Source organism: Ancalomicrobiaceae bacterium S20 (genome assembly GCA_040269895.1).
Taxonomy (GTDB): domain Bacteria; phylum Pseudomonadota; class Alphaproteobacteria; order Rhizobiales; family Ancalomicrobiaceae; genus Methyloraptor; species Methyloraptor flagellatus.
The window spans coordinates 4,603,299-4,625,320 of the sequence record CP158568.1 but is presented as its reverse complement, the minus strand read 5'-3'; the positions used below and the strand labels follow the sequence as shown (position 1 = coordinate 4,625,320).

General features: G+C 67.8%; 19 protein-coding genes. 7 read left to right on the top strand and 12 right to left on the bottom strand.

All coding sequences use genetic code 11. The features are described from left to right. Positions 1 to 104: 104 nt before the first annotated feature. Positions 105 to 938, bottom strand: a complete 834-nt coding sequence (locus ABS361_20950; protein XBY44449.1) for a MurR/RpiR family transcriptional regulator — start codon at positions 936 to 938, stop codon at positions 105 to 107. Between the two features lie 209 nt (positions 939 to 1,147). Between ABS361_20950 and ABS361_20945 the strand changes: the two genes are divergently transcribed. Beyond that, the gene (locus ABS361_20945; GenBank protein ID XBY44448.1) at positions 1,148 to 1,648 is read left to right on the top strand and encodes a hypothetical protein; all 501 of its coding nucleotides are present in this window, start codon (positions 1,148 to 1,150) and stop codon (positions 1,646 to 1,648) included. Positions 1,649 to 1,687: 39 nt separating this feature from the next. Here ABS361_20945 and ABS361_20940 read toward each other — a convergent pair whose 3' ends face one another. After that, positions 1,688 to 3,400, bottom strand: coding sequence for a HAMP domain-containing methyl-accepting chemotaxis protein (locus ABS361_20940; GenBank protein XBY44447.1), 1,713 nt, complete (start codon positions 3,398 to 3,400; stop codon positions 1,688 to 1,690). A 596-nt stretch (positions 3,401 to 3,996) separates the two neighbouring features. Between ABS361_20940 and ABS361_20935 the strand changes: the two genes are divergently transcribed. Beyond that, positions 3,997 to 4,422 (top strand): MerR family transcriptional regulator, encoded by a 426-nt coding sequence (locus ABS361_20935; GenBank protein XBY44446.1) that lies wholly within the window; start codon positions 3,997 to 3,999, stop codon positions 4,420 to 4,422. A gap of 86 nt (positions 4,423 to 4,508) precedes the next feature. On the opposite strand, the gene ABS361_20930 is transcribed toward ABS361_20935, so the two are convergent. After that, on the bottom strand, positions 4,509 to 6,488 hold the full coding sequence (locus ABS361_20930) for a protein meaA (GenBank protein ID XBY44445.1): 1,980 nt from the start codon (positions 6,486 to 6,488) through the stop codon (positions 4,509 to 4,511). A 289-nt stretch (positions 6,489 to 6,777) separates the two neighbouring features. Further along, positions 6,778 to 7,095: a hypothetical protein gene (locus ABS361_20925; protein XBY44444.1), complete on the bottom strand. Its 318-nt coding sequence runs from the start codon at positions 7,093 to 7,095 to the stop codon at positions 6,778 to 6,780. 374 nt (positions 7,096 to 7,469) lie between these two features. Here ABS361_20925 and ccrA point away from each other — a divergent pair, with 374 nt between their 5' ends. Both ccrA and ABS361_20915 read left to right on the top strand, forming a co-directional pair. Then, positions 7,470 to 8,765 carry a crotonyl-CoA carboxylase/reductase gene (ccrA, locus tag ABS361_20920; GenBank protein XBY44443.1) on the top strand — a complete coding sequence of 432 codons (1,296 nt, stop codon included), beginning with the start codon at positions 7,470 to 7,472 and terminating at the stop codon, positions 8,763 to 8,765. 119 nt (positions 8,766 to 8,884) lie between these two features. Next, positions 8,885 to 9,514: a DUF3280 domain-containing protein gene (locus ABS361_20915; GenBank protein XBY44442.1), complete on the top strand. Its 630-nt coding sequence runs from the start codon at positions 8,885 to 8,887 to the stop codon at positions 9,512 to 9,514. Between the two features lie 80 nt (positions 9,515 to 9,594). On the opposite strand, the gene ABS361_20910 is transcribed toward ABS361_20915, so the two are convergent. From ABS361_20910 to ABS361_20890, 5 genes are all read right to left on the bottom strand, one after another. Further along, positions 9,595 to 10,194, bottom strand: a complete 600-nt coding sequence (locus tag ABS361_20910) for a response regulator transcription factor (protein XBY44441.1) — start codon at positions 10,192 to 10,194, stop codon at positions 9,595 to 9,597. Continuing rightward, positions 10,154 to 11,839, bottom strand: a complete 1,686-nt coding sequence (locus ABS361_20905) for a histidine kinase (GenBank protein ID XBY44440.1) — start codon at positions 11,837 to 11,839, stop codon at positions 10,154 to 10,156. The genes ABS361_20910 and ABS361_20905 overlap by 41 nt, the downstream gene beginning before the upstream one ends. Positions 11,840 to 11,854: 15 nt before the next feature. Then, complete coding sequence (locus tag ABS361_20900; protein ID XBY44439.1) at positions 11,855 to 12,574, bottom strand: DUF1194 domain-containing protein; 720 nt, start codon at positions 12,572 to 12,574, stop codon at positions 11,855 to 11,857. Beyond that, positions 12,574 to 13,359 (bottom strand): pentapeptide repeat-containing protein, encoded by a 786-nt coding sequence (locus ABS361_20895; protein XBY44438.1) that lies wholly within the window; start codon positions 13,357 to 13,359, stop codon positions 12,574 to 12,576. Before ABS361_20895 ends, ABS361_20900 begins: the two co-directional genes overlap by 1 nt. 227 nt (positions 13,360 to 13,586) lie before the next feature. Then, a complete protein-coding gene (locus ABS361_20890) occupies positions 13,587 to 14,507 on the bottom strand; it encodes a YihY/virulence factor BrkB family protein (protein XBY44437.1) in 921 nt (306 codons plus the stop codon). Positions 14,508 to 14,784: 277 nt separating this feature from the next. Here ABS361_20890 and ABS361_20885 point away from each other — a divergent pair, with 277 nt between their 5' ends. Further along, positions 14,785 to 17,478 (top strand): DUF3772 domain-containing protein, encoded by a 2,694-nt coding sequence (locus tag ABS361_20885; GenBank protein ID XBY44436.1) that lies wholly within the window; start codon positions 14,785 to 14,787, stop codon positions 17,476 to 17,478. 79 nt (positions 17,479 to 17,557) lie between these two features. Beyond that, positions 17,558 to 18,094, top strand: a complete 537-nt coding sequence (locus ABS361_20880; protein ID XBY44435.1) for a CAP domain-containing protein — start codon at positions 17,558 to 17,560, stop codon at positions 18,092 to 18,094. Positions 18,095 to 18,192: 98 nt separating this feature from the next. Here the strand turns inward: ABS361_20880 and ABS361_20875 are convergent, their stop codons facing one another. The 3 genes from ABS361_20875 to ABS361_20865 all read right to left on the bottom strand — a co-directional run bounded on the left by ABS361_20875 (position 18,193) and on the right by ABS361_20865 (position 21,607). Next, positions 18,193 to 19,245: an aldo/keto reductase gene (locus ABS361_20875; protein ID XBY44434.1), complete on the bottom strand. Its 1,053-nt coding sequence runs from the start codon at positions 19,243 to 19,245 to the stop codon at positions 18,193 to 18,195. Positions 19,246 to 19,426: 181 nt separating this feature from the next. Then, positions 19,427 to 19,819, bottom strand: coding sequence for a DUF805 domain-containing protein (locus tag ABS361_20870; protein ID XBY44433.1), 393 nt, complete (start codon positions 19,817 to 19,819; stop codon positions 19,427 to 19,429). 309 nt (positions 19,820 to 20,128) lie between these two features. Next, entirely contained in the window at positions 20,129 to 21,607 is a 1,479-nt protein-coding gene (locus ABS361_20865; protein XBY44432.1) for a DHA2 family efflux MFS transporter permease subunit, read from the bottom strand. Between ABS361_20865 and ABS361_20860 the strand changes: the two genes are divergently transcribed. Further along, the gene (locus tag ABS361_20860) at positions 21,591 to 21,878 is read left to right on the top strand and encodes a hypothetical protein (GenBank protein XBY44431.1); all 288 of its coding nucleotides are present in this window, start codon (positions 21,591 to 21,593) and stop codon (positions 21,876 to 21,878) included. The two genes, ABS361_20865 and ABS361_20860, sit on opposite strands and share 17 nt — an antisense overlap. The last annotated feature ends 144 nt before the right edge of the window (positions 21,879 to 22,022 follow it).

The following is a 22,022-nucleotide window of genomic DNA, read 5'->3' as shown; positions in this document are numbered from 1 at the left end:
CGAGGCGGTTCGCCCGAGCGTCGTTCCATATTCTTCTTAAATGGAACGTCTAATCCAAATCCAGAGGAATGGCAATCGAGAACCCGGCCTTGCGCGGGACCCGTTCAGACGCTCGGATCCGGCCTCGGCGCACGCGCGCCGCCGAGCGAGACGGCGAGCGTCATGGCGAGCGTCAGCGGCGCCGACAGCGGCCGGAACGCGCCGACCGACACCTCGGACGCCAGCAGCACCAGCGCGCCAATCTGATGCAGGGGGCTGGCGAGCGAGTCGGTGATGCCGACCACCTTGGCACCTCGCTTGAGGGCCGCCTCGGCGAGATCGACGGTCGCCTGGGTATAGGGCGCGAAGGTGATTGCGAGCAGCGCGTCGTCCGGCTGGATCGCGGTCGCGGGCACGAAACCGGCGGTTCCCGCATGCAGCATCACCGGAACGTCGAGCTTTTCGAGCACATAGGCGAAATAGGCCGCGACCGGAAACGCCCGCCGATAGCCGACGACATGGATGGTGCGCGCCGCGGCCAGCACCGCGACCGCGGCATTGAGCTGGTCGTCGCCGACCTGCAGCACGAGCTGCTGCAGCGACAGGCGCCCGGCCTCGGCGAACTCGACCAGCAGCGCGTGCGGACTGTCCCGCCCCATGGCGCGCAACTCGGCGATCCGGGTCGCATAGTCCGGCAGCGGCCGGGCGACCCGATCGCGGAACAGCTGTTGGAACGGGCCATAGCCGCTGAAGCCGAGTTCCTGGCAGAACCGCACCACCGCCGAGGGCTGCACGCCGGCCGCCTCGGCGACCTCCGCGACGGTCGCGAACGAGATTCGGTCAGGATGCGCCGCCACGAATTCCGCGCATTGCCGCAGCCGCTTCGGCAGGTTCGGCAGCCGCTCGATCAGCCGGGACTGCAACTCGTCATAGGACGTCGGCGCGACGACCTGGTCCATGCGCTCATTCTCCCGCGGAACGACACGATCGGTCGCACATCTGGAACAGAACGCAATGAACCAAACTCGGATGGAAAATTCCATCCATTCCTCGCCGAAGCCCTGCACGCGATCGATCGGATCTGATCACGCGTGACGACCCCGTTGCCGTCTTTCGGCGTTATGATGACGCTCGCGCCGCGACCGGCGCACCACCATCCGGAACCGTCATGCGTGAACACACTCATCCCCATCGCCGCGCCGTTCTCGTCGGCTTGATCGGCTTCGGCGCCATGGCCGGCAGCGCCCTGGCCGCCCCGGCGCAGCGTGTCCGAGCCGTCCGGGTTGACGCCGCGCCGCTCGCCGCCAAGGGCGTCAGTCGTTATGCCGCGCGCGTCGCCGCCGCGGCCGAACCCGCCATGCGCGCGCAGTTCGCCGGACTAATGACAGCCGATCGCCGCGCGCCGACAGCGGTCCTGCAGATCTCCTCGATCAGCCTGTCGAGCAATCCGGGGCGCTCGTTCCGCATGCTCGACGGCGAAGACGACTGGATCTCCGGCGCGGGCCTGCTGGTCGGGCCGAACGGCGCCGTCCTGCGCCGGGTGCCGCTCTCGATCTCGAACCGCGGCGTCAACGGGCCGCCGGTCATGCTGCTGCAGGACGAGGACCGGCGCATGCACGAGCTGGTCGACAAGATGGCCTATTGGTTCGCCCGCGAACTCACCGATTGATCGGCAGGAGCCGCGAGGGCCGACCTGTCGCACGGTGCCTCAGGCCGCCCGCGCGCCGCCCTGGTCCGAACGATCCGCCGCCCGGGTCGCCCGTTCGACCATCGCCGGCAGTTCCTCGAGAACGCCGGTCGCCCGGGTGAGCACGGCATCGGCGGCACGGTTCATGTCGGCGACGTCGCGGCTGGTCGCTTCGGCCAGCGTCGCGATCTCGCCGACGCCCGCGTCCATCGACCGGACAGCGCCGTCGGTCTCGGCCGCGAGGCCGCCGAGCTCGGCCGTGATGCCGCGTTGGTCGCCCATCGCCTCGGTGATCGCGGTCATGACCTGCTCGACCGCCTCGATCGATTCCGCGATCGAGGCGAGACTGTCGACGGCCTGGCGGGTGGCGGTCTGGATCTCGCCGACCTTGCGGCCGATCTCGTCGCTCGACTTGGCCGTCTGGGTCGCGAGCGACTTCACTTCGCTCGCCACGATGGCAAAGCCGCGGCCCGCCTCGCCGGCCCGCGCCGCCTCGATCGTGGCGTTGAGCGCCAGAAGGTTGGTCTGGCCGGCGATCTCGGTGATCACGCCGACGATCGCGCCGATGTCGTCCGCCGCCTGAGCGAGGGCCGTGACCGTCTCCCGCGACTGCCGGGCGCGCTGCACGGCATCGCGATTGAGGCTCGCGCCTTGTTCGACCGTCTGCGAGACGGTCTGGATCACGCCCTCCGCCCGCCGCGACAGCGCGGCGACCTCGCCGGTGAGCCGCCGGGACGTCGCGGCGTCGCCGAGCGCATCCTGCAGCGCACCGGAGACCCTGGCAAAGGCCGACCGGATCGTCTCGGAGCGTGAACGGATTTCCGAGGCGCTCGCGGCGATCGCCTGCTTGCCCTCCCCGGCCGCTGTCGACACGCCGCGCGTCATCGCCATCAGCGCCTCGCGGCGATCGGCTTCCGCGCGCGCCCGATCGGCCGCCCGCGCGCCCTCGGCATCGTGAAGCGCGCCCATCGCCGAGCGGAACGTCTCCAGCGCCTCGGCCATCCGGCCGATCTCGTCCGGACGCCCGACCCCGGGAACGACCTCCAGTCGCCCGCCGCCGGCGAGATGGCGCATCGCGGTTTCGATCGCCCGGATCGGCACCACCACCCCGCGCGACAAGAACAGCACCATGGCGGCGACGACGCCGACACCCATCACCAGCGTGGCGATGATCACCCGGTCCAGCCAGGTGCGGATCGTGCCGACGGCTTCATTCTGCGCCTTGGCATGTTCCTCGAGCGCATCGCCGAGCTTTTCGAGATCGGTTTCGAGGGCGTCGAACAGTTTCGAGAACTCGCCGAGCCGCGCCTCGGCAATGCCGCGATCCTTGAGCGCCGTCTCGACCAGCGAGACCGCAAGCGCGCGGTAGCGATCGACGACGGGGCGGACGTGCTGGACCTTGGCCTGGATCTCCGCCGGCAACCCGGCTGCCGCGAGGGCGTCGAGCGAGTCGCCGAAGGATGCCGCATTCTTCCTGGCGTCCTCGAGGATCTCCGCGCCTTCCGTTGCCTCCACGCCTGCGGCGGCCGCGTGCAGAGCGCGATAGACGCCGCTGTTCAGCGCGTCATGCATCATGTCGCCCTGCATCTGACGGCGCAGCGCCACCGCCGTCTGCGACGCCTCGTCGCTCGCCAGCGCGAACTGCCGCGAACCGATCAGCGAAACACCGCCGAGCAGCGCCATGCCGAGCAGCGTGCCGAAGGCGACGACAAGAATCTTCGTCTTGAGTTGCATTGAGCCTCCACGCCCCCATCCGGCCTTGCTGCGGGGCTGACCAAATAGTTATGAACTGAAATTTCTTAACGATCCAAAAAGACGAGGACGCCCTCTAGCGCATCCACCGATGACCGCTTTCCGAGACACGCGCCAATACACGCAGACGCGATCCTAGTCCCGGCCTTCATCTGGAGCAGGAAACGGCAGCATGAAGACACAGGACGAAAGTTCCGGACGTATGAACGATCGTCCGCGAGAATCAGCTCAGGGAATATTCCAGCAACAATGAAAATAACTGATCACGGAATATTGCGCTTCAATCTAGTCAAGACTGCAACGGACTTCTGCGCGATACCTTCCCTTAGGATATGTAGCTTTTCGGGATCTCTTTTCGATAAATTGGGACTCAGTTTCTCATTTTTCTCTGTTTGAATTCAGCGACGACACGGCCATCGTGACAGCAGGGGAGATTCTCGCGTCACTCCACTCTCGGAACATCGCAGGGTCGACCGAAACGCATCGAACATTCGGCCGATTTCCGCGTTGTCGGATTTGGCTCCCGGTCTCGACGCGGGGGGCCTTCGAGGGCAAACACAAAAACGACGGTGACAAGAATGACTGGGCCAGTGACCGAGCTTCGGCGGCTCCTGCGTGAGACGATGACCTTCCACGATCTTCCCGACGCGGACAGCTACTCGATCCGCGAACTATCGGAGTTCCTGAATGTCTCGCTGCGGACCCTCCGCTTCTACGAGCAGAGCGGCCTGCTGAAACCGACCCGGCAGGGCTCGCGGCGTCTCTACTCGCCTGAAGACGCCGAGCGGCTGTCGGTGATCGTGACGCTGCGCGAGCTGGAAGTGTCGGTCCCCGCGATCAAGCGATTGCTGCATTCGATGGACCAGACCGGCTCGCTCCGCGATGTCCGCCCGGAGCTGACCCAGATCCTCGCCGCGCTGGAATCCGACAACTCCGCGCGTATCGACGAGCTGACGCGCATCAACAGCCGTCTCGGCGACGCCCGCAAGGCGCTGACGAGCTGAGACCCTCGGCTCGATGACGACACGTCGCGGCAGCCGAAGGCCGCGTTCCGGTCGGGGGGCCGGAATGCGGACCGCCCGTCACGTCCTCACGCGGCCTTTTCAGCGCCCGCATCAACCAGCCGCACCACGTCGGCCATGATGTCGGTGAGCTGGAAGTTCTTCGGCGTATAGACCGCCGCGACCCCCATCGCCTTCAGCGAACGCTCGTCCTCGGGCGGAATGATGCCGCCGACCACGACGGGCACGTCGTCGAGGCCGCTCGCCCGCATCCGGTCCATGACATCGCGCACGAGCGCCAGATGCGAGCCGGACAGGATCGACAGTCCGACCACGTGCACGCCCTCCTCGAGCGCCGCGTTGACGATCTGCGCCGGCGTCAGCCGGATGCCCTCGTAGACGACCTCCATGCCGCAATCGCGGGCGCGGACCGCGATCTGTTCGGCGCCGTTCGAATGGCCGTCGAGGCCCGGCTTGCCGACCAGGAACTTCAGGCGCCGCCCGAGCTTGGTCGACACCGCCTCGACCGCGGTACGCACCGCGCCGAGATCGCCGCCCGTCTCGCGCACCGCGCGGCCGACGCCGGTCGGCGCGCGGTATTCGCCGAACACGGCCCGCAGCGTCTCGCCCCATTCGCCGGTGGTGACTCCGGCCTTGGCCGCGACGATCGAGGGCTCCATGATGTTGCGCCCCTCGGCGGCGGCGGCCCGCAGCTCCGCCAGCGCCTTCTCGACCGCGCGGGCATCGCGCTGCGCGCGCCAGGCCTTCAGCCCTTCGACCGCCTCGGCCTCGACATGCTCCGGCACGGTCAGGATCGAGCCGTCGCCGCCGGTCAGCGGCGATGCCTCCGTCTCGCGGAACCGGTTGACGCCGACGACGGTCGCCTCGCCCTTCTCGATCTGCTCGAGCCTGCGCGTGTTGGACTCGACCAGCTTCTGCTTCATGTAGCTCGACTCGACCGCCGCGACCGCGCCGCCCATCGCCTCGATGCGCGCGAGTTCTTCTCGCGCCTCCGCGACCAGCGCCTCGACCTTGGCCTCGATCTCCTTGGAACCATTGAAGATGTCGGCGTATTCGAGCAGGTCGGTCTCGTAGGCCAGGATCTGCTGCATGCGCAGCGACCATTGCTGATCGAACGGCCGCGGCAGGCCGAGCGCCTCGTTCCAGGCCGGCAGCTGCACGGCGCGGGCGCGCGCATCGCGCGACAGCGTCACGGCCAGCATCTCGATCAGGATGCGGTAGACGTTGTTCTCGGCCTGCGATTCCGTCAGCCCCAGCGAGTTGACCTGCACGCCATAGCGGAACCGGCGGTTCTTGGCGTCGGCGACGCCGTAGCGATCGCGCGTGATCTCGTCCCAGAGCACGCCGAACGCGCGCATCTTGCACAGTTCGGTCACGAACCGCATGCCGGCATTGACGAAGAACGAGATGCGCCCGACCGCCTCGCCGAACTCCTCGGCCGGGATCGCGCCGGAGGCCTTCATGCCGTCGAGCACCGCGATGGCGGTGGCGAGCGCGAAGGCGAGTTCCTGCACCGGCGTCGCGCCGGCCTCCTGCAGATGGTAGGAGCAGACGTTCATCGGGTTCCACTTCGGCATCGCCCGGTAGGTCCAGGCGATCACGTCCGTGGTCAGGCGCATCGACGGCGCCGGCGGGAACACGTAAGTGCCGCGCGACAGATATTCCTTGATGAGATCGTTCTGCGTCGTGCCGGCGAGCAGGCTGCGATCCGCGCCCTGCTCGTCGGCCGCCGCGACATAGAGCGCGAGCAGCCACGGGGCGGTGGCATTGATCGTCATCGAGGTGTTCATCTTCTCGAGCGGGATGCCGTCGAAGAGCGCCCGCATGTCGCCGAGATGAGCGACCGGCACGCCGACCTTGCCGACCTCGCCGCGCGACAACGCATGATCGGGATCGTAACCGGTCTGCGTCGGCAGATCGAAGGCGACCGACAGGCCGGTCTGCCCCTTGGCGAGGTTGGTGCGATAGAGCTTGTTGGATTCCGCCGCGGTCGAATGACCCGCGTAGGTGCGGAAGATCCAGGGCCGGTCGCGCTCGGTCAGCGGCATGTCGATCGATCCTTGTCCCGGACGAAAACGTCAAAAGGCGGAAAAAGCTTGCGTTCGATCGATTCGATAGCGGTCCGCCGCCATCCTGTCAGCACCGCAAAACGTCGGAGCATGGGACCGCGATGTCGCAGGGGCCCGGCGCGCGCGCCTGCGCCGGGCGCCTCCAGCCCCGGCCCCGGCGGATCGGCCTAGAGCAAGGCCCGATCGGAGTGATTCACTCCGATCGGAAAAGGCTTGCGTTTACAAGTAGGCTAGAGCGGCATCCGATCCAATCTGATCGGATGCCGCTCTAGCGGCCGATGGCCGCCCTGAGACCGCAGAACAGCAGCAGCGTGAAGGTCGCGCCGCCCATGCCGGCAACCAGCCAGCCGTACGGATTGGCGTAGCGGATCGAGAGCCGGTGCGTCGTCATCAGATAGTCGAACACGTAGAGGCCGATGACGATCCCGATCGCGACCAGCACGGTGTTCACCAGGACGCCGAAGGCCCGGTCGTCAAGCACCTCGTCGACGATCCAGCCGATCACCGCGGCGCCGATCAGCACCGCCACCGCCATGGTCGTCAAAGCGGCGGGCGACATCGTGTAAGGAGACAGCAAAGACAGCATGGAATCGGCCTCGTGCGGCAGCTGGGCGGCACAATGCCGTGTATCGGCCCTTTTTCAAGTACCGCTGAATGCATAACGCCACGCCAGATCCAGCGAGGCCGCCAGCGACGCTACCGGAAGGTGGTCGATCGAACCGATTCATGCTGCACCGCGCAAAGCTACGGCAAACGGTCGCAGTCGACAGGCGGCGTGCCGATTTCCATCCTTTGGACAATGGCGAAACCGGTCCGGACCGGTTGATAGTCACGTCAGACGCCCGGCCGCCTCGCGGTCCGGGCTTTTGCGACGCAACGAAGAAACGCCGTCAACAAGGGAAAGGCGACGGCCCTCGCGTGGGAAGACGCGGCGGCCGGCCAGCCGGGAAGGGAGACCAAATGGCCTCGACTGCCGCTCAGACCACCGCCGCCTCGGGCGAGCGACCGATCAAGGATCTCTACGAGATCGGCGAAATCCCTCCGCTCGGCCATGTGCCGGAGAAGATGTACGCCTGGGCGATCCGCCGCGAACGGCACGGCCCCCCGGAAGACGCCATGAAGCTCGAGGTCGTGCCGACCTGGGAGATCGACAACAACGAGGTGCTCGTGCTCGTGATGGCCGCGGGCGTGAACTACAACGGCATCTGGGCCGGCCTCGGCAAGCCGATCTCGCCGTTCGACGGGCACAAGCAGCCCTATCACATCGCCGGTTCCGACGCCTCGGGCATCGTCTGGAAGGTCGGCTCGAAGGTGAAGAACTGGAAGGTCGGCGACGAGGTCGTCATCCATTGTAACCAGGACGACGGCGACGACGAGGAATGCAACGGCGGCGATCCGATGCTGTCGACCTCGCAGCGGATCTGGGGTTACGAGACCAATGACGGCTCCTTCGCGCAGTTCTGCCGGGTGCAGGCGCGCCAGCTCCTGCCGCGGCCGAAGCACCTGACCTGGGAAGAGGCCGCCTGCTACACGCTGACGCTGGCGACCGCCTACCGCATGCTGTTCGGCCACGAGCCGCACGAGCTGAAGCCGGGCATGAACGTGCTGGTCTGGGGCGCCTCGGGCGGCCTCGGCGTGTTCGGCATCCAGCTCTGCGCCGCCGCCGGTGCGAACGCGATCGGCGTGATCTCCGACGAGACCAAGCGCGACTACGTGCTCGGCCTCGGCGCGCGCGGCGTCATCAACCGCAAGGACTTCGACTGCTGGGGCCAGCTGCCCAAGGTCGGCAGCCCCGAATACGACACCTGGTTCAAGGAAGTCCGCAAGTTCGGCAAGGCGATCTGGGACATCACCGGCAAGGGCGTCAACGTCGACATGGTGTTCGAGCACCCGGGCGAGTCGACCTTCCCGACCTCGACCTTCGTGGTGAAGCGCGGCGGCATGGTGGTGTTCTGCGCCGGCACGACCGGCTTCAACATCACCTTCGATGCCCGCTACGTCTGGATGCACCAGAAGCGCATCCAGGGCTCGCACTTCGCCCACCTGAAGCAGGCAGCCGCGGCCAACCGCTTCGTGATCGACCGCCGCATCGACCCGTGCATGTCGGAAGTGTTCCCGTGGGACAAGATCCCGCACGCGCACACCAAGATGTGGAAGAACCAGCACCAGCCCGGCAACATGGCCGTGCTCGTCTCCGCGCCGACCACCGGACTCCGCAGCCTCGAGGACGTGCTGGAGGCGAGCGGGCAGGCCTGATCTGGGCAGAGGATGGGTCCGAGGGGGCCAGCGCCCGACCGGAACCGGGACGGAATGCGCCGGGCGCGGTTCGACCGCGTCCGGCGTTTTCGTGTCATGGCCCGCCCCGGCCCACGGGCATGATGCCCGGCCCTTGGCAGGCACCGCGCTCTCGGCCGCGCGACGCGGGCGGGCGAGACTGCCCCCGGTCCCATAACCGACCGGAGCCCCATCCGATGATCCGTGCAAAGATCCTTGGCCTCGCCGCCCTGCTGGCATCTCTTGGCGTCGCCCCTGTGCCGGCCGCAGCCACCGAGCCCACCCGGCCGATCCCGATCGTCGTATTCGGCTTCGAACTCGACGACTTCACCGCCGGCGGCCCGATCGCGGGCGAAAGCGCCGAAGAGACCGCCCGACTCGAGCGGGTGACGCTCCACGTGCGCGAAGCGCTCGCGGCGAGCGGGCGGTATCGGCTGGTCGACCCGACAGCGGTCGAGACCGAGACGATGCGGCAACACTGGCTGCGCAATTGCAATGCCTGCGAGGCCGACATCGCCTTGGCGGCCGGCGCCGAGCAATCGCTGCTCGGCATCTTCCGCAAGCTCAGCGTCATGCAGCAGATGCTCGAGTTCCGGATCCGCGATGCGAAGACAGGCCGAATCATCGCCCAGATGCAGACCGATCTGCGCGGCGAGACCGACGAATCCTGGACGAGAGCCGCCACATGGCTGATCAAGAACCGCGTCTTCGCTGACGGGAAGACGCATTGAGCCCGGGAAGTCGATCCCGGGCGTATCTGTCCGGCGGGAGCGCCTTCGACGGGGAAACGCTGCCGTCGGCTTCCTGCCCCTCAGGGAATGACAAGGACCCCGGCCCGTAGCGCCCGTAGCGTCAGATCGAAGTCAGTGCGGGCGCCGAGCTTCGACTTGATCGCGTAGTGAATGTTGCGCACGGTCTTCAACTCGATGGCGAGCGCATCGGCGATCTCGGTCTCGGGCGCCCCGCCGGTCAACAGGACGAACACCTCGAACTCACGCGGCGACAATTGACCGGCGAGGTCGTCATTGCCGTCGAGCCGGTCCAGCGCGAGCTCCTGGGCGATGTCGTCGCTCATGGCCTTCCTGCCAGCGAGGATCTCATCGACAGCCCGCAAGAGGACCGGCGGCGGTGACGACTTGGTGACGTAGCCCATGGCACCGGCCTGGAACGCCTGGGCGGCAATGGTCGCATTCAGATGCATGCTGACCATCAGGATCCGCGCCGACCGGTCCCATTGCCGAATGTGCCGGGCGGCCTCGATACCGCTCGGGCCCGCAAGGGCGACGTCCATGAGCACGATGTCGGGTGCGTGGTCGCGATAGGCGCGGTAGGCCTCCGCGGCACAGCCGGCCTCGACCACCGCGCACGGGTCACGTCGGCGCGACAACAGCATACGATAGCCTTCGCGCACGATTGGATGGTCGTCGACCAAGAGAACCGTCCTCATGCCGCCACGAACTCCGCCGCGGGGGCTCCGACCGGGATCTCCACCGTGACGATGGTGCCGGGCCGCCCCGCCTCGACCGAGAGCCGGCCGCCGAGGGCGCGCACCCGCTCACGAATTCCCAGCATGCCGGCGCCGGCGCTCGCCGCGTCTCGGCCGACCGGCACGCCGTCGCGGTCCGCCACCCCGCCCCATCATCAGCCACGACCAGCCGCAGCGCGGCCGGGCCTTCGTCGCCCCTGGCCGCGCGCCCGAGCGTCACGACGATGTTTTTCGCTCCGGCATGACGAGCCGCATTGGTCAGCGCCTCCTGAGCGATCCGGTAGAGATTGACCGCGACCGTCGGATCGACCGGATCGATCGCGCCCTCGTGTCGGGCGGCGACATGCGTGGCCGAGCCGAGCGTGCGGTTCCAGCTCTCGGCGAGACCGGCGATGGATGCGGCGAGGCCGAGCTGATCGAGATCGGGCGGGCGCAGCCGGCGCAACGCCTCGCGCAGAGTCGCCGTCAGTTCGGCCGCCGTACGTTCGATCGCCCCGGCGGCCGCACCGACCGCCTGCGCGTCCTCGGGCGCCGCACCGGCGGCGTGGGCGAGCGCGCGAATGGCGGTCAGTGCCTGCGCCACCTCGTCGTGCAGATCGCGGGCGATCGCGGCGCGTTCCTGCTCCTGAACCTCGAACAGCCGTCGGGTGAGCACGGCGCGCTCGGCTTCGCTCTCGCGAAGGCGGTCCGTCATCCGGTTCACGGCCTCGCCGATACGGCGGAACTCGCGGGTGCCAAAGACCGGCAGCCGCCGTGCCGGCGCGCCCGACGGGATATCCGCCAGCGCGGTGGTGATCACATCGACGGGGCGGAGTGCCGCGCGCAGGATCGGCAGCGCGACCGCGGCGGTGACCAGAACGGCGAGGATCGCGAGCGCGATCAGGCCCTCGATCCGCCCCCAGGCGCGCGCCACCGCCGCGCCGGGCTCGGCCCCGAGCGACAGCCGGCCGAGCGTGCGGCCGCGCGAGGTCAGATCGATACCGATCGGCAGGCCGGGATCGTCGAACAGCGAGAAAACCGCCGCGAACCAGCCGGGCGCCGCGCGGCCGGTCTCGCTTCCGGTACAGGTCCGGGATCTGCCGGCCTCGGTCGGTCCTGAACCGGCCTCGGCCGCCGGCGTATAGACGAGACACATGCCCGGCGGTGGCGCCACCGAGAGCGCCTGGAGATCCGGCGCGAACGGCGCGGCGCGCGCTCCCGCCGAGAACGATATCGTCTGCAATCCGATCTGCCGCTCGGCGAGGTGGAGAACGGTGACGGCCTCGGCATGTAGCTCCCGCGCGGCGAACCCGGCCAGCAGCAGCGCCACCCCGACGGCCAGGATCGCAGCGACGGCCGCGAGCCGACCCGTGAATACGAACCACAAGGGCATCGCCACGTCCCTCCGCCCACGTGACATCGAGGGCGTCGACGATTCCCTCGAAGCTCCGGACGCCGGGGCTCTGCGCCTTGGACCTGGACGAGGCGCCGCGCACGTCCTGCACAGGCCGACCGCGCCGACGCGAGCCTGCGACATCAGTCGACCGTGAAAACGGCGGGAAGACAAGACCGGTCGGGCGATCTCGGGCAAGATGCCCGATATCCCTCACCGCATGCTGATCTCGGTGATGAACTTCTGCCGGAACGCGCGGCCGAAATCCTGGAAGCCCAGCGCCGGGAGGACGAAGGCGCCCTCCCCGCCCATGACGTTCTTCTCGTACCAGGCCTTCAGCGTCGCGGCCTCGTCGCCCTCCAGGATCGGCAGGCCGTTGATCTGCGCGCCGCTCGCCACCAGGGCGTCGCGCGCCGCCGGCGTCGGGACGGCCGGATTGCAATTCTCGCGACCGTCGCCCGAAACGTCGACGACCAGCCGGTCGGCCGGCACGGTCAATGTCGCGACCACCTTGTCGGTCACGAAACGGAACATCTGCGCCACGCAGGTGAAGTCGCCGGTCCGGCGCGGCGTGTTGCGGATGCGTGCCGCCGCGCGTCTGGCATCCTCGATGCTGCCGATCCGCATCCACGGGACCGCGACCGACGGCTTGTCGGCCCATTCGACCAGCATCAGCAGGATCGCACCGCGCGGACCGGCCAGGATCGCCCGCTCGACGGACGGATCCTCGAGCGCCTCGGCAATCCCCTGCATCTGCAGCCGGAACCGCGTCTCGTCGACCGAGTCCGACACGTCGACGGAGAGCACCAGCGCGGTATCGACGCCCGGACCGGTATCGGCGGCGCAGGCGTGATCGACCGAGCCCATCGCCGCCATGCCGGCCAAGGAAAGGGCGAGGGGGACCGCGAGGCGGGCAGCGCGCCAGCCGCGCATCAATGCCGCACCCGGTCGACATTCACCGCGCGGTCGAGGCCGACGACCGTGCCGAGACCTTTGACGTCGCGCAGGACCGCTTGATCGAAGTTGGCGCCGGTGACATCGGCGCCGGTCAGGTCCGCCCCGGTCAGATCCGCGCCGGTCAGGTCGGTCTCGCGCAGCACGGCGCCCCTGAGCCGTGCGCCGTCGAGCCGAGCGAAGGCGAGACGCGCATGCGAGAGATCGGCGCCTTCGAGATCCGCGCCGGAGAACACCGCGGAATCGAGCACGGTCAGCGGATGCAGCTCGATGATGGTCATGCGGTAGTTGGAAAAGCTCGCATGGGTCAGATTGGCGCCGCGAAAGTTCGCGCCCGAGAGCCGCGCGTAAATGCGCGCGCCGGAGAGATTGGCGCGCTCGAAATTCGGCGCGTCCTCGAACATGCGCGGCGAGACGTCGATCTCGGACGTGACCGAGAGCCTGAGCAGGCTCGCGCCATGCAGATCCGCGCCGGTGAAATTGGCCTTCTGCACGGTCGATCGATCGAGATGCGCCCCCGCGAGGTCGGCGCCCGACAGATCCGCGCCGGCGAGATCGGTCGCGTGCAGGTTCGCCCGTCCGAGCCGGGCCCGCTTGAAATCGAGACCGGAGAGGTCGAGGAAGCTCAGATCCTTGGCCGCGAGGTCGACAGGCCGGGCCGGATCGGCGCCGGCGAGCATCCGCGCGACCTGATTGTCCGAGAGATCGGCCGCGTCGGCCCCGAGCGCGACCAGCACCGAGAGCGCCGCCGCTCCCGCAGCCACGCCGCAACGGCGACAAAGGCCTCCGGTGGCCGAGGCCCGGACGCGACCCATGGACGTCTCCCAACCTTGTGGCATCAACGAAGCGAGCCCGGCTGCACACGGGCGACGGTCACCACCGCCTCCCGGCGCTCGAGCGTCGATCGATGCGACCTCAATCGATTGAACAGAGTGCCCGAGATCGCCCTCCCCCGGCAAGCCGGGCAAGCTGTCTCAGTGAGCGAAACCGATCAACGATCCGATACCGGCAGGCCGGCGCGCCACTCGCCGATCGCGTTGTTGATCTCCGCTCCGAGCAGGAAGATCAGGCCGATGATGTAGAAGAACAGCATCGCCGCAATCGCGCCGCCGAGACCGGCATAGGTGCGCGTGTAGCTCGAGAAGTGCGAGAGATAATAGGAGAACACCAGGCCGGCGACGAACCACAGCGCCATGGTGACCAGCACGCCCGGCAGCACGGAGCTCGGCCTCTGCCGCCGCGCCGGCAGCCACAGATGCGCCGACAGCAGGAACAGGAACACCGCAAAGCTGAAGAACACCAGCGGCAGCCGATTGAAGTAGGACCAGTAGGGCGACAATTCGGGCGCATGCGGGATCAGGAAATCCCAGACCACCGGCAGCACCACGACCAGGAAGCCGAGCCCCAGGATCACGATACCGCCGATCAGCATGAAAAACGTGCCTTCGAGCCGCCGGATCAGGAAGTGGCGGGCGTCATACGCGCGATAGGCATAGTTGAGCCCCATCCGGAGCGCCTCGACCAGGCCGGTGACGATCACGCCGAGCAGGACCGCGCCGATGGTCAGCACCTGCGCTTGCGAGCCGGACAGAACCGCCGAGACCTCGGGTCGCAGGATCTTCGAGATCTCGTCCGGCAGGACGGAGAAGATGCCGCCCGTGCCCTGTTCGGCCGCCTTGGCGAGCTCCGACCCGCCCCAGTAGCCCGCGAGGCCGGTGACGAGGATCATGAACGGAAACAGCGAGAACAGGATCGAGAAAGCGATGTTGGAGGCGTGCGCGAAGGATTCGTTGCGCAGGAGCCCCCAGTAGATCGCATCCCAGATGATCCAGCCGATCGCCCTGAGCCCGCGGCTGGGCGGGGTTGCCCCTGCGGGCCGCTGCCCCGGCGGGGTCTCGGTCGTTTCAGTCATGGCGCGCAACATATTGAACGAGACCTCGGGGCACAACGGCCCGTTTCCGCGCAATCGACCGGAGGTACGGTTTACCCACCGCCCCCCGTCGGAACGCCCTCCGACCACTGTGGTTCCGCGGCCGACGCCTCAGGCGACGCACGCCGCATTCGACCGCGAACGGCACGGATTGCGCCTCTTTCGCCTCATTCTGGTGTAAGCAAGATGACGATTGCTTCGCCTCGCCTGCGCAGCGCCCGATTCGGGCCGCGCCCGTTCCAAATGGACCGCCTTGCCGATGACGCCTTTCCTCCGGGTGCTGAGCCGCCTCGTTCCGACCGCCCCTGTCGCCGCCGCGATCGTCGCCGGCATGGTCGGCGCCGCCACGATGATCGGCACGGTGCCCGATGGTGCCGCCCAGGCCCAGCAGGCGCCGGCCCCACAGGCACCGACCCAGCAGGCACCGGCGCAGCAGGGCGCGCCCCGCACCGCGCCCGGCGCACAGCCGCATGCGCCGCAAGCCCAGCCGCCCCAGGCCCAACCCGCGCCGGCCCAACCCCAACCCGCGCAGCCGCCGAAACCGCCCGCGCCGAAGAAGCCGGACGACGCGCAGCAGCAGAAGCTCGACGCCTGGAAGGCCGAACTCGACCAGATCGTCGCCGCGCTCCAGCGCAACTCGCTGAATGACCGCGCACTCGCCGACCTGCGCAATCGCACCGACGCGATCAAGGTCCAGGCGAACGAGGTCGTCGACAGCTTGAGCCCGACCCTGCAGGGCATCGAGGCCCGGCTGAAGCAGATCGGCCCCGCTCCCGAGAACGAGGACGACAACGCCGAATCCGAAGCGATCCGCCAGGATCGCGAGCAGCAGCAGAAGGCGCTCGCCGACGTCCAGGGCCGGGTCAAGCAGGCGCAACTCGTGATGTTGCGCTCCGACGAGATCGTCAAGCAGATCGGCGACCGCCGCCGGGCGCGCTTTGCGCAGGAGTTGCTCGAACGCTCGCGCTCGGTGTTCGATCCGACGCTGTGGCTGTCGACGCTGCAGGCGGTGCCGGGGCTGATCAACGCCTTCGGTCTGCTGCTCGGCGACTGGCTGCGCCTGCTCGCCGTGCGCGGCATGGAGACGACGGCCGTGTTCGGCGGCACGCTGGTCGCGATCTTCGCCGTCGTGGCCTTGACCCGCCGCACCCTGATCCGCCTGACGGTCCGGGAGAGCGATGTCGCCGCGCCCTCGCTGCTCGCGCGCTCGGCCAAGGCGACGGGTATCGTGGCGTTCAACGTCGCCGTTCCGGTCGTCACCATCATCGCGGTGTCGCAGGCGCTGGAGGCCTTCGAGCTGAGCCCCTCGCGCGTGTCGGCGCTGCTGACCGCGCTCGCCTTCAGCCTCGGCTCGGCCGCGTCGATCTATGGGCTCGGGCTCGGCCTGCTCGCGCCCGGCAAGGCCGCCTGGCGCATGCTGCCGCTGCGCGACGGCGCCGCCCAGGGATTGCAGACGATCCTGATCGGCATCTCGGTCGTCCACGGCACCGGCATCTTCCTGACCCGCCTGCTGGACGTCCTGTTCGCACCCGTGACCAGCATCATCGCGGTGACCGGCATCGTCGCGCTGATCGACACGATGCTGGTGATGATCGCGCTGCGCACGCTCGCCGGCGCGCTGTCCGGGGACGACGAAACGGCGGCCGAGGGCTCGGCCCCGGTCGCCTCTGACAAGCCGCGCAGCGTGTTCTGGCGCTGGATCGTGCCGATCGCCTGGATCGCCGCGGCCGTGACCGTGACGGCGAGCGCCATCGGCTATGTCGCGCTCGCCCATTTCATGGCGACGCAGATCATCCGCGCCGGCGCGATCCTCGCCCTGCTCTACCTGCTGCTGCTGCTCGCCGACGAGCTGCTGATCTCGGTGTTCCGGCCGCAGACCGCGCTCGGGCACATGCTGACGCGCTCGATGGGCCTCGCCCGCGAGACCGTCGAGCAGATCGGCGTCGTGCTGTCGGGCATCGTCCGCCTGCTCCTGATCGCGACCGCGGCGCTGCTGCTGCTGACCCCGTGGGGCGTCTCGTCCGACGATGTGATGTCGCAGGCGCGCACCGCCTTCTTCGGCTTCAAGATCGGCGGCCTGACGATCTCGCTGTCGACCATCCTGACCGGGCTTGCGCTGCTCGCCATCGGCATCGGCGTCACACGCGGCATCCAGGGCTGGCTCGACACCCGCTTCCTGCCGCGCACCCGGCTCGATTCCGGCCTGAAGAACTCGATCCGCACGTCGTTCGGCTATGTCGGCGTCGTGCTGGCGGTGATGTTCGCCTTCTCGGCCGCCGGCCTCGACCTGCAGAACCTCGCCATCGTCGCCGGCGCCCTGTCGGTCGGCATCGGCTTCGGCCTGCAGTCGATCGTCAACAACTTCGTCTCCGGCCTGATCCTGCTCGTCGAGCGTCCGATCAAGGCCGGCGATCTGGTCGAGATCGGCAAGGACAAGGGCTTCGTCCGCAAGATCAACGTCCGCTCGACCGAGATCGAGACCGGCGACCGCGCCAGCCTGATCGTGCCGAACTCGTCGCTGATCTCCGGCAACGTCAAGAACTGGATGCATCGCGACCTGACCGGCAACGCCGTCGTCAACGTCGGCGTCACCTATGACGCCGATCCGGACAAGGTGAAGGAGATCCTGATCGCCTCCGCCAAGGGCCACAAGCTGGTGCTGCCGTTCCCCGGACCGTCGTGCTTCTTCACCGCCTTCGGCGAGAGCTCGCTCGAGTTCCGGCTGATCTGTACGGTCGGCAACGTCAACGACAGTTTCGGCGTCGAGAGCGATCTGCGCTTCGAGATCGTCCGCCGCCTGCGCGAAGGCGGCATCGATATCCCCTTCGCCCAGCGCGACATCCACATCGCCCAGCTCGACCACCTGCGCGAACTCGCCGACGCCTACCTCGGCCGACCGCTGTCGAGCCTCGCCCCGCGTCCGCCGGTCGAGCCGGAGAAGCCGGCCGGCTGACGACACACGCGTATCGAAGAGATCCCCGCGGACGACCCGCCCGCGGCGCCCCATCCCCCGCTGATCAGGATTTCGTCCGATGGACACCAAGCCGACCCGCCGCGCCGCCCCCACGGTTGCGGTGCTCGCCCTCGTCGCCGCCGGCCTCGCGCTCGCCGCCTGCTCGCGCTCGCCCGTCGAACCGGCGCAGATCCCGCCGTTCTACCAGCGCCTGGACATCGGCGGCCGGCAGCTCGATCCCGGCTCCTCGCTGTCGATGATCAACCAGTACCGCGCCAACAACGGCCTGCGCCCGCTCGTCTGGGACGAGACGCTGACCCGCGTCGCCAAGGCGCAGGCCGATCGGATGGCCGCCAACGACCGCGTCCATTCGGTCGAGGAAGGCCAGCTCGGTCCGGCGCTGAAAGCCGCCGGCGTGCCCTACAAGACCTTCGCCGCCAATTTCTCCGCCGGCTATCGCACCTTCGCCGAGGCCTTTTCCGGCTGGCGCGACTCCAAGGTCCACAACGCCACCATGCTCGACAGCCGCGCGACCCGCATCGGCCTCGCCATCTCGCACGCGCCGAGCTCGAAGTACCAGATCTTCTGGGCCCTGGTGGTCGTCGACCCGCAGTAAGTCGGGCACACCCCGCTCTACGAGCCGAAACAGCAAGGCCGGCCGCGTTCCCCGCGGCCGGCCTTCTCGTTGTGATCAGCAATCGTGCCCGCACCCGATCACGGGCAGGGATTGGTCCAGCGCAGATGGATCGCGTCGATCCTCGCCTCGATCTCGGGCGTGATCTTGACGTCGAGCGTCGCGAGGTTCTCCTCGAGCTGCGCCATCGACGTCGCGCCGATGATGTTCGAGGTCACGAACGGCCGCGACGTCACGAAGGCCAGCGCCAGGGCGGTCGGCGTCAGGCCGAGCTCGGCGGCGAGGTCGCAATAGGCCGCGATCGCCTCCTGCGAACCCGGCTTTTCATAGCGCTGCAGCCGGTTGAACAGCGTCTTGCGCGCACCGGCCGGCAGCGCGCCGTCCCGGTACTTGCCGGTCAGGTAACCCTGCGCCAGCGGCGAATAGGCGAGCAGGCCGACCTCCTCGCGCAGGCAGGTCTCGGCCAGATTGACCTCGAAGGTGCGGTTGACCAGCGAATAGGCGTTCTGGATCGACTGGACGCGCGCCTGGCCGGCCGCGTCAGATGCCGCCAGCCACTTCATCACGCCCCAGGACGTCTCGTTGGAGAGGCCGACATGGCGGATGCGGCCGGCGCGGACATGGACATCGAGAGCGGCGAGCGTATCCGCAATCGGCGTCTCGTCGGCATCGCGGCCCGAATCGCGCCACACCATCGAATTCGATCCGAAGGTGGGCACCCGACGCTCGGGCCAGTGCACCTGATAAAGGTCGATGTAGTCGGTCTGCAGCCGCTTGAGGCTCTTCGATACCGCTTCGTCGACATGCGCCTTGGTCAGCCGCGCCGGCTCCTTGGCGTCGCGCATCCAGTTCATGTCGGAGCGACCGGCGATCTTCGTCGCGACGATGACGTCGTCGCGCTTGGCCCGCTTCTTCAGCCAGGTGCCGATGATCTCCTCGGTCCGCCCCTGCGTCTCCGGCTTCGGCGGGATCGCATACATCTCGGCGGTGTCGAGGAAGTTGATGCCGCGGGCAAAGGCGTGGTCGAGCTGTTCGTGGCCCTCGGCCTCGGTGTTCTGCTCGCCCCAGGTCATGGTGCCGAGGCAGATCGCGCTGACGTGGAGATCCGTACGGCCGAGACGGCGACGTTCCATGGGAAGACCTCGATGGGTGGGGGATGGCCCGGCAGAGCAGGCCGAAGAAGGGGAGTTGCCGCAGAGCTATAGCAGGCCGTCGGCCGCGGTGCTGCATCACCGACGCCGCGGTGCCGTGCAAAAAAGGCGCCCCCTCGCGGGAGCGCCTTCCTGTCGTTTCACGTGATGCCGGAGTGCCGGCTCACATCTGCAGCGGATCGAGGCCGAAGCGGTTCGGGCCCGGCGTGCCGCGCAGGCAGAACACCTCGACGAAGTACCAGATCGGACCGACGATCGGCACGAACTGGATCAGCACCCACCAGCCCGACTTGTCGCGATCGTGGAAGCGCTTGATGCCGATGGCGAGGCCCGACCAGACCGCGACGATCACATAGATGAAGCCGACCACGCCGGCCGGGATCAGCGCGCCGCCCATGCTGGCGAGCGCTTCCTCGCCGCCATCGGCCGGGATCGCCGGCATCACCGCCATGATGATCGCGCCGGCAACCGCCGAAATTACGATCCAGGCCAGAAACGCCAGCCAGACTTTCGCGCGGTTGATACGACCCTGAAAGGAAAAAAGAACGTTGATCATCGAGACCTCGCCATTAGAAGATGCAATTTTGCTCAAGGGCGCACTCAGAACTACGACAGAACGAAGATGTCGCCGAACTGACAATTGCCGAAAGCAATTCCGCAGGACATCACCCCGCGAATATTTCAATCACGTTTCGTCAGGAATGATCGATTTTCGCAAGAGCAAACAGAGAAGCACCTGAAAATATTGGCGAGATGACGCAGGAGATCGACCTTCGACCAAACACCGCCGTTCCGGCCACACAAAGCGGCCCACGCGCCGCGCCACAAGGGCCGGCGCGCGGGCCGTATCGGCGAGCGATCACTGTCAGTCCGCGATGGCGTGGCTGGTGTCGATCTTGCCGCTCTGCTTGGAGCCCTTCATGAGCAGGAGCAGCGGGAAGGTCGCCAGACCGATGAGCGTCATCAGCAGGTAGTCGTTCGAGTAGGAGATGATCGTCGCCTGCAGCGTCACCATCTGATCGAGCAGGGCGCGGCCGGTATCGGTCGCAGGATCGAGCAACGTGCCCTTCATCGCGGCGAGGCCGAGGTTCCACGGCGTGACCAGTTCGGTCAGCCGCGCGTGCATCAGCGTCGCGGTCGAGGTCAGCTCCGCGATCACGATCGAGACGCCGATCGCGCTGCCCATGTTGCGGATCAGCGTCCACACGCCGGTCGCATCGGTGCGGTACTGCGCCGGCAGCGTCGCGAAGGCGACCGTGTTGAGCGGCACGAACACGAGGCCGAGGCCGACGCCCTGCACGACCGAGGTCCACACGATCGTGAAGGCCGAGGTCTCCGGCGTCATCCAGACCAGTTCGTAGATCGACACGGTCTGCGCGACGAGGCCGAGGAAGATCAGGATTCGCGCATCGATGAAGGCGAGCAGACGCCCGACCACCATCATCGCGACCAGTGTGCCGACGCCGCGCGTGCCGAGCAGGAAGCCGGCCGACAGCACCGGATAGCCCATCAGGTTCTGCAGATAGGGCGTGATCAGCGCCATGGTGGCGAGCAGGATGATGCCAACCACGAACATGAACAGCACGCCGATCGCGAAGTTGCGATCCCTGAAGATCTGCATCGGGATGAAGGGCCGCTCGGCGGTCAGCGAGTGCGCGATGAACAGGTAGAGCCCGAAGGCGGCGATGATCGCCTCGATCCAGATCTCCTGTGCCTCGAACCAGCCGATGCTCTCGCCGCGATCGAGCATCAGCTGCAGCGCGCCGATGCCGATCGACAGCGTCGCGAAGCCGAGCCAGTCGAACCGGACGGTCGCGCGCGTCTCGCTCTCCTCCATGAAGGCCATCAGGCCGAGCACGGTGGCGATGCCGAACGGCAGATTGACGAAGAACACCCAGCGCCAGGAATACTGGTCGGTCAGCCAGCCGCCGAGGGTCGGTCCCATGATCGGGCCGAGCATGACGCCCATGCCCCAGATCGCCATGGCCTGACCGCGCTTCTCGGCCGGGTAGATGTCCATCATCACCGACTGCGACAGCGGCACCAGCGCGGCGCCGAACACGCCCTGGAGCAGGCGGTAGAGCACCATCTCGGTGATCGATTGCGCGAGCCCGCACAGCATCGAGGCGACGGTGAAGCCGGCCGCGCAGATGATGAACACCTTCTTGCGGCCGAACCGGCCCGACAGCCAGCCGACCGGCGCGGTCATGATCGCGGCGGCGACGATGTAGGAGGTCAGCACCCAGTTGACCTGATCCTGCGTCGCCGACAGCGAACCCTGCATGTAGGGCAGCGCGACGTTGGCGATCGTGGTGTCGAGCGCCTGCATGATCGTCGCCGTCATCAGACAGACGGTGAGCAGCGCCCGCGTCGAGGACGCGCTGCGCTTGGGGGCGGCGGCAGAAGGCCGGGTTGAGGAAGCCGCAGATGCGGAGGTCTCGGTCGAGGCCGTGTCAGTTGAAGACATGGGTGTCATCACCTTCGTCGGGGGCGACGTCGGCTCGCCGGCGCGCTCGGCAATGCGAGAAGAAAAATGGCGAGGTCCGCGGGTGGGGGCGCGCGGACCTCGCCGGTGGTCAAAATCAGACGGATGCTTCCTGCATCCGTTTGATTGATTTGACCACGACTCGAGAAAGGGGTTCGATCGAAACGGCGATCACCGTTTTCGATCGAACCAGGCTCCGGCCGGCTCGGAGAAGCCGACCGGTGCGGGGGAACCGTTCGGACCGGATCGCTCGGGGTCAGCGAGACGACCGGCC

Bases quoted from the DNA above. Each gene is read 5' to 3' on its own strand.
- ccrA (XBY44443.1), top strand. From the start codon at position 7,470: ATGGCCTCGACTGCCGCTCAGACCACCGCCGCCTCGGGCGAGCGACCG.
- ABS361_20950 (XBY44449.1), bottom strand. From the start codon at position 938: ATGGACCAGGTCGTCGCGCCGACGTCCTATGACGAGTTGCAGTCCCGG.
- ABS361_20925 (XBY44444.1), bottom strand. From the start codon at position 7,095: ATGCTGTCTTTGCTGTCTCCTTACACGATGTCGCCCGCCGCTTTGACG.
- ABS361_20940 (XBY44447.1), bottom strand. From the start codon at position 3,400: ATGCAACTCAAGACGAAGATTCTTGTCGTCGCCTTCGGCACGCTGCTC.
- ABS361_20880 (XBY44435.1), top strand. From the start codon at position 17,558: ATGGACACCAAGCCGACCCGCCGCGCCGCCCCCACGGTTGCGGTGCTC.
- ABS361_20875 (XBY44434.1), bottom strand. From the start codon at position 19,245: ATGGAACGTCGCCGTCTCGGCCGTACGGATCTCCACGTCAGCGCGATC.
- ABS361_20930 (XBY44445.1), bottom strand. From the start codon at position 6,488: ATGCCGCTGACCGAGCGCGACCGGCCCTGGATCTTCCGCACCTACGCG.
- ABS361_20865 (XBY44432.1), bottom strand. From the start codon at position 21,607: ATGACGGCGACGATCATGCAGGCGCTCGACACCACGATCGCCAACGTC.
- ABS361_20860 (XBY44431.1), top strand. From the start codon at position 21,591: ATGATCGTCGCCGTCATCAGACAGACGGTGAGCAGCGCCCGCGTCGAG.
- ABS361_20890 (XBY44437.1), bottom strand. From the start codon at position 14,507: ATGACTGAAACGACCGAGACCCCGCCGGGGCAGCGGCCCGCAGGGGCA.
- ABS361_20945 (XBY44448.1), top strand. From the start codon at position 1,148: ATGCGTGAACACACTCATCCCCATCGCCGCGCCGTTCTCGTCGGCTTG.
- ABS361_20900 (XBY44439.1), bottom strand. From the start codon at position 12,574: ATGCGCGGCTGGCGCGCTGCCCGCCTCGCGGTCCCCCTCGCCCTTTCC.
- ABS361_20870 (XBY44433.1), bottom strand. From the start codon at position 19,819: ATGATCAACGTTCTTTTTTCCTTTCAGGGTCGTATCAACCGCGCGAAA.
- ABS361_20915 (XBY44442.1), top strand. From the start codon at position 8,885: ATGATGCCCGGCCCTTGGCAGGCACCGCGCTCTCGGCCGCGCGACGCG.
- ABS361_20885 (XBY44436.1), top strand. From the start codon at position 14,785: ATGACGCCTTTCCTCCGGGTGCTGAGCCGCCTCGTTCCGACCGCCCCT.
- ABS361_20935 (XBY44446.1), top strand. From the start codon at position 3,997: ATGACTGGGCCAGTGACCGAGCTTCGGCGGCTCCTGCGTGAGACGATG.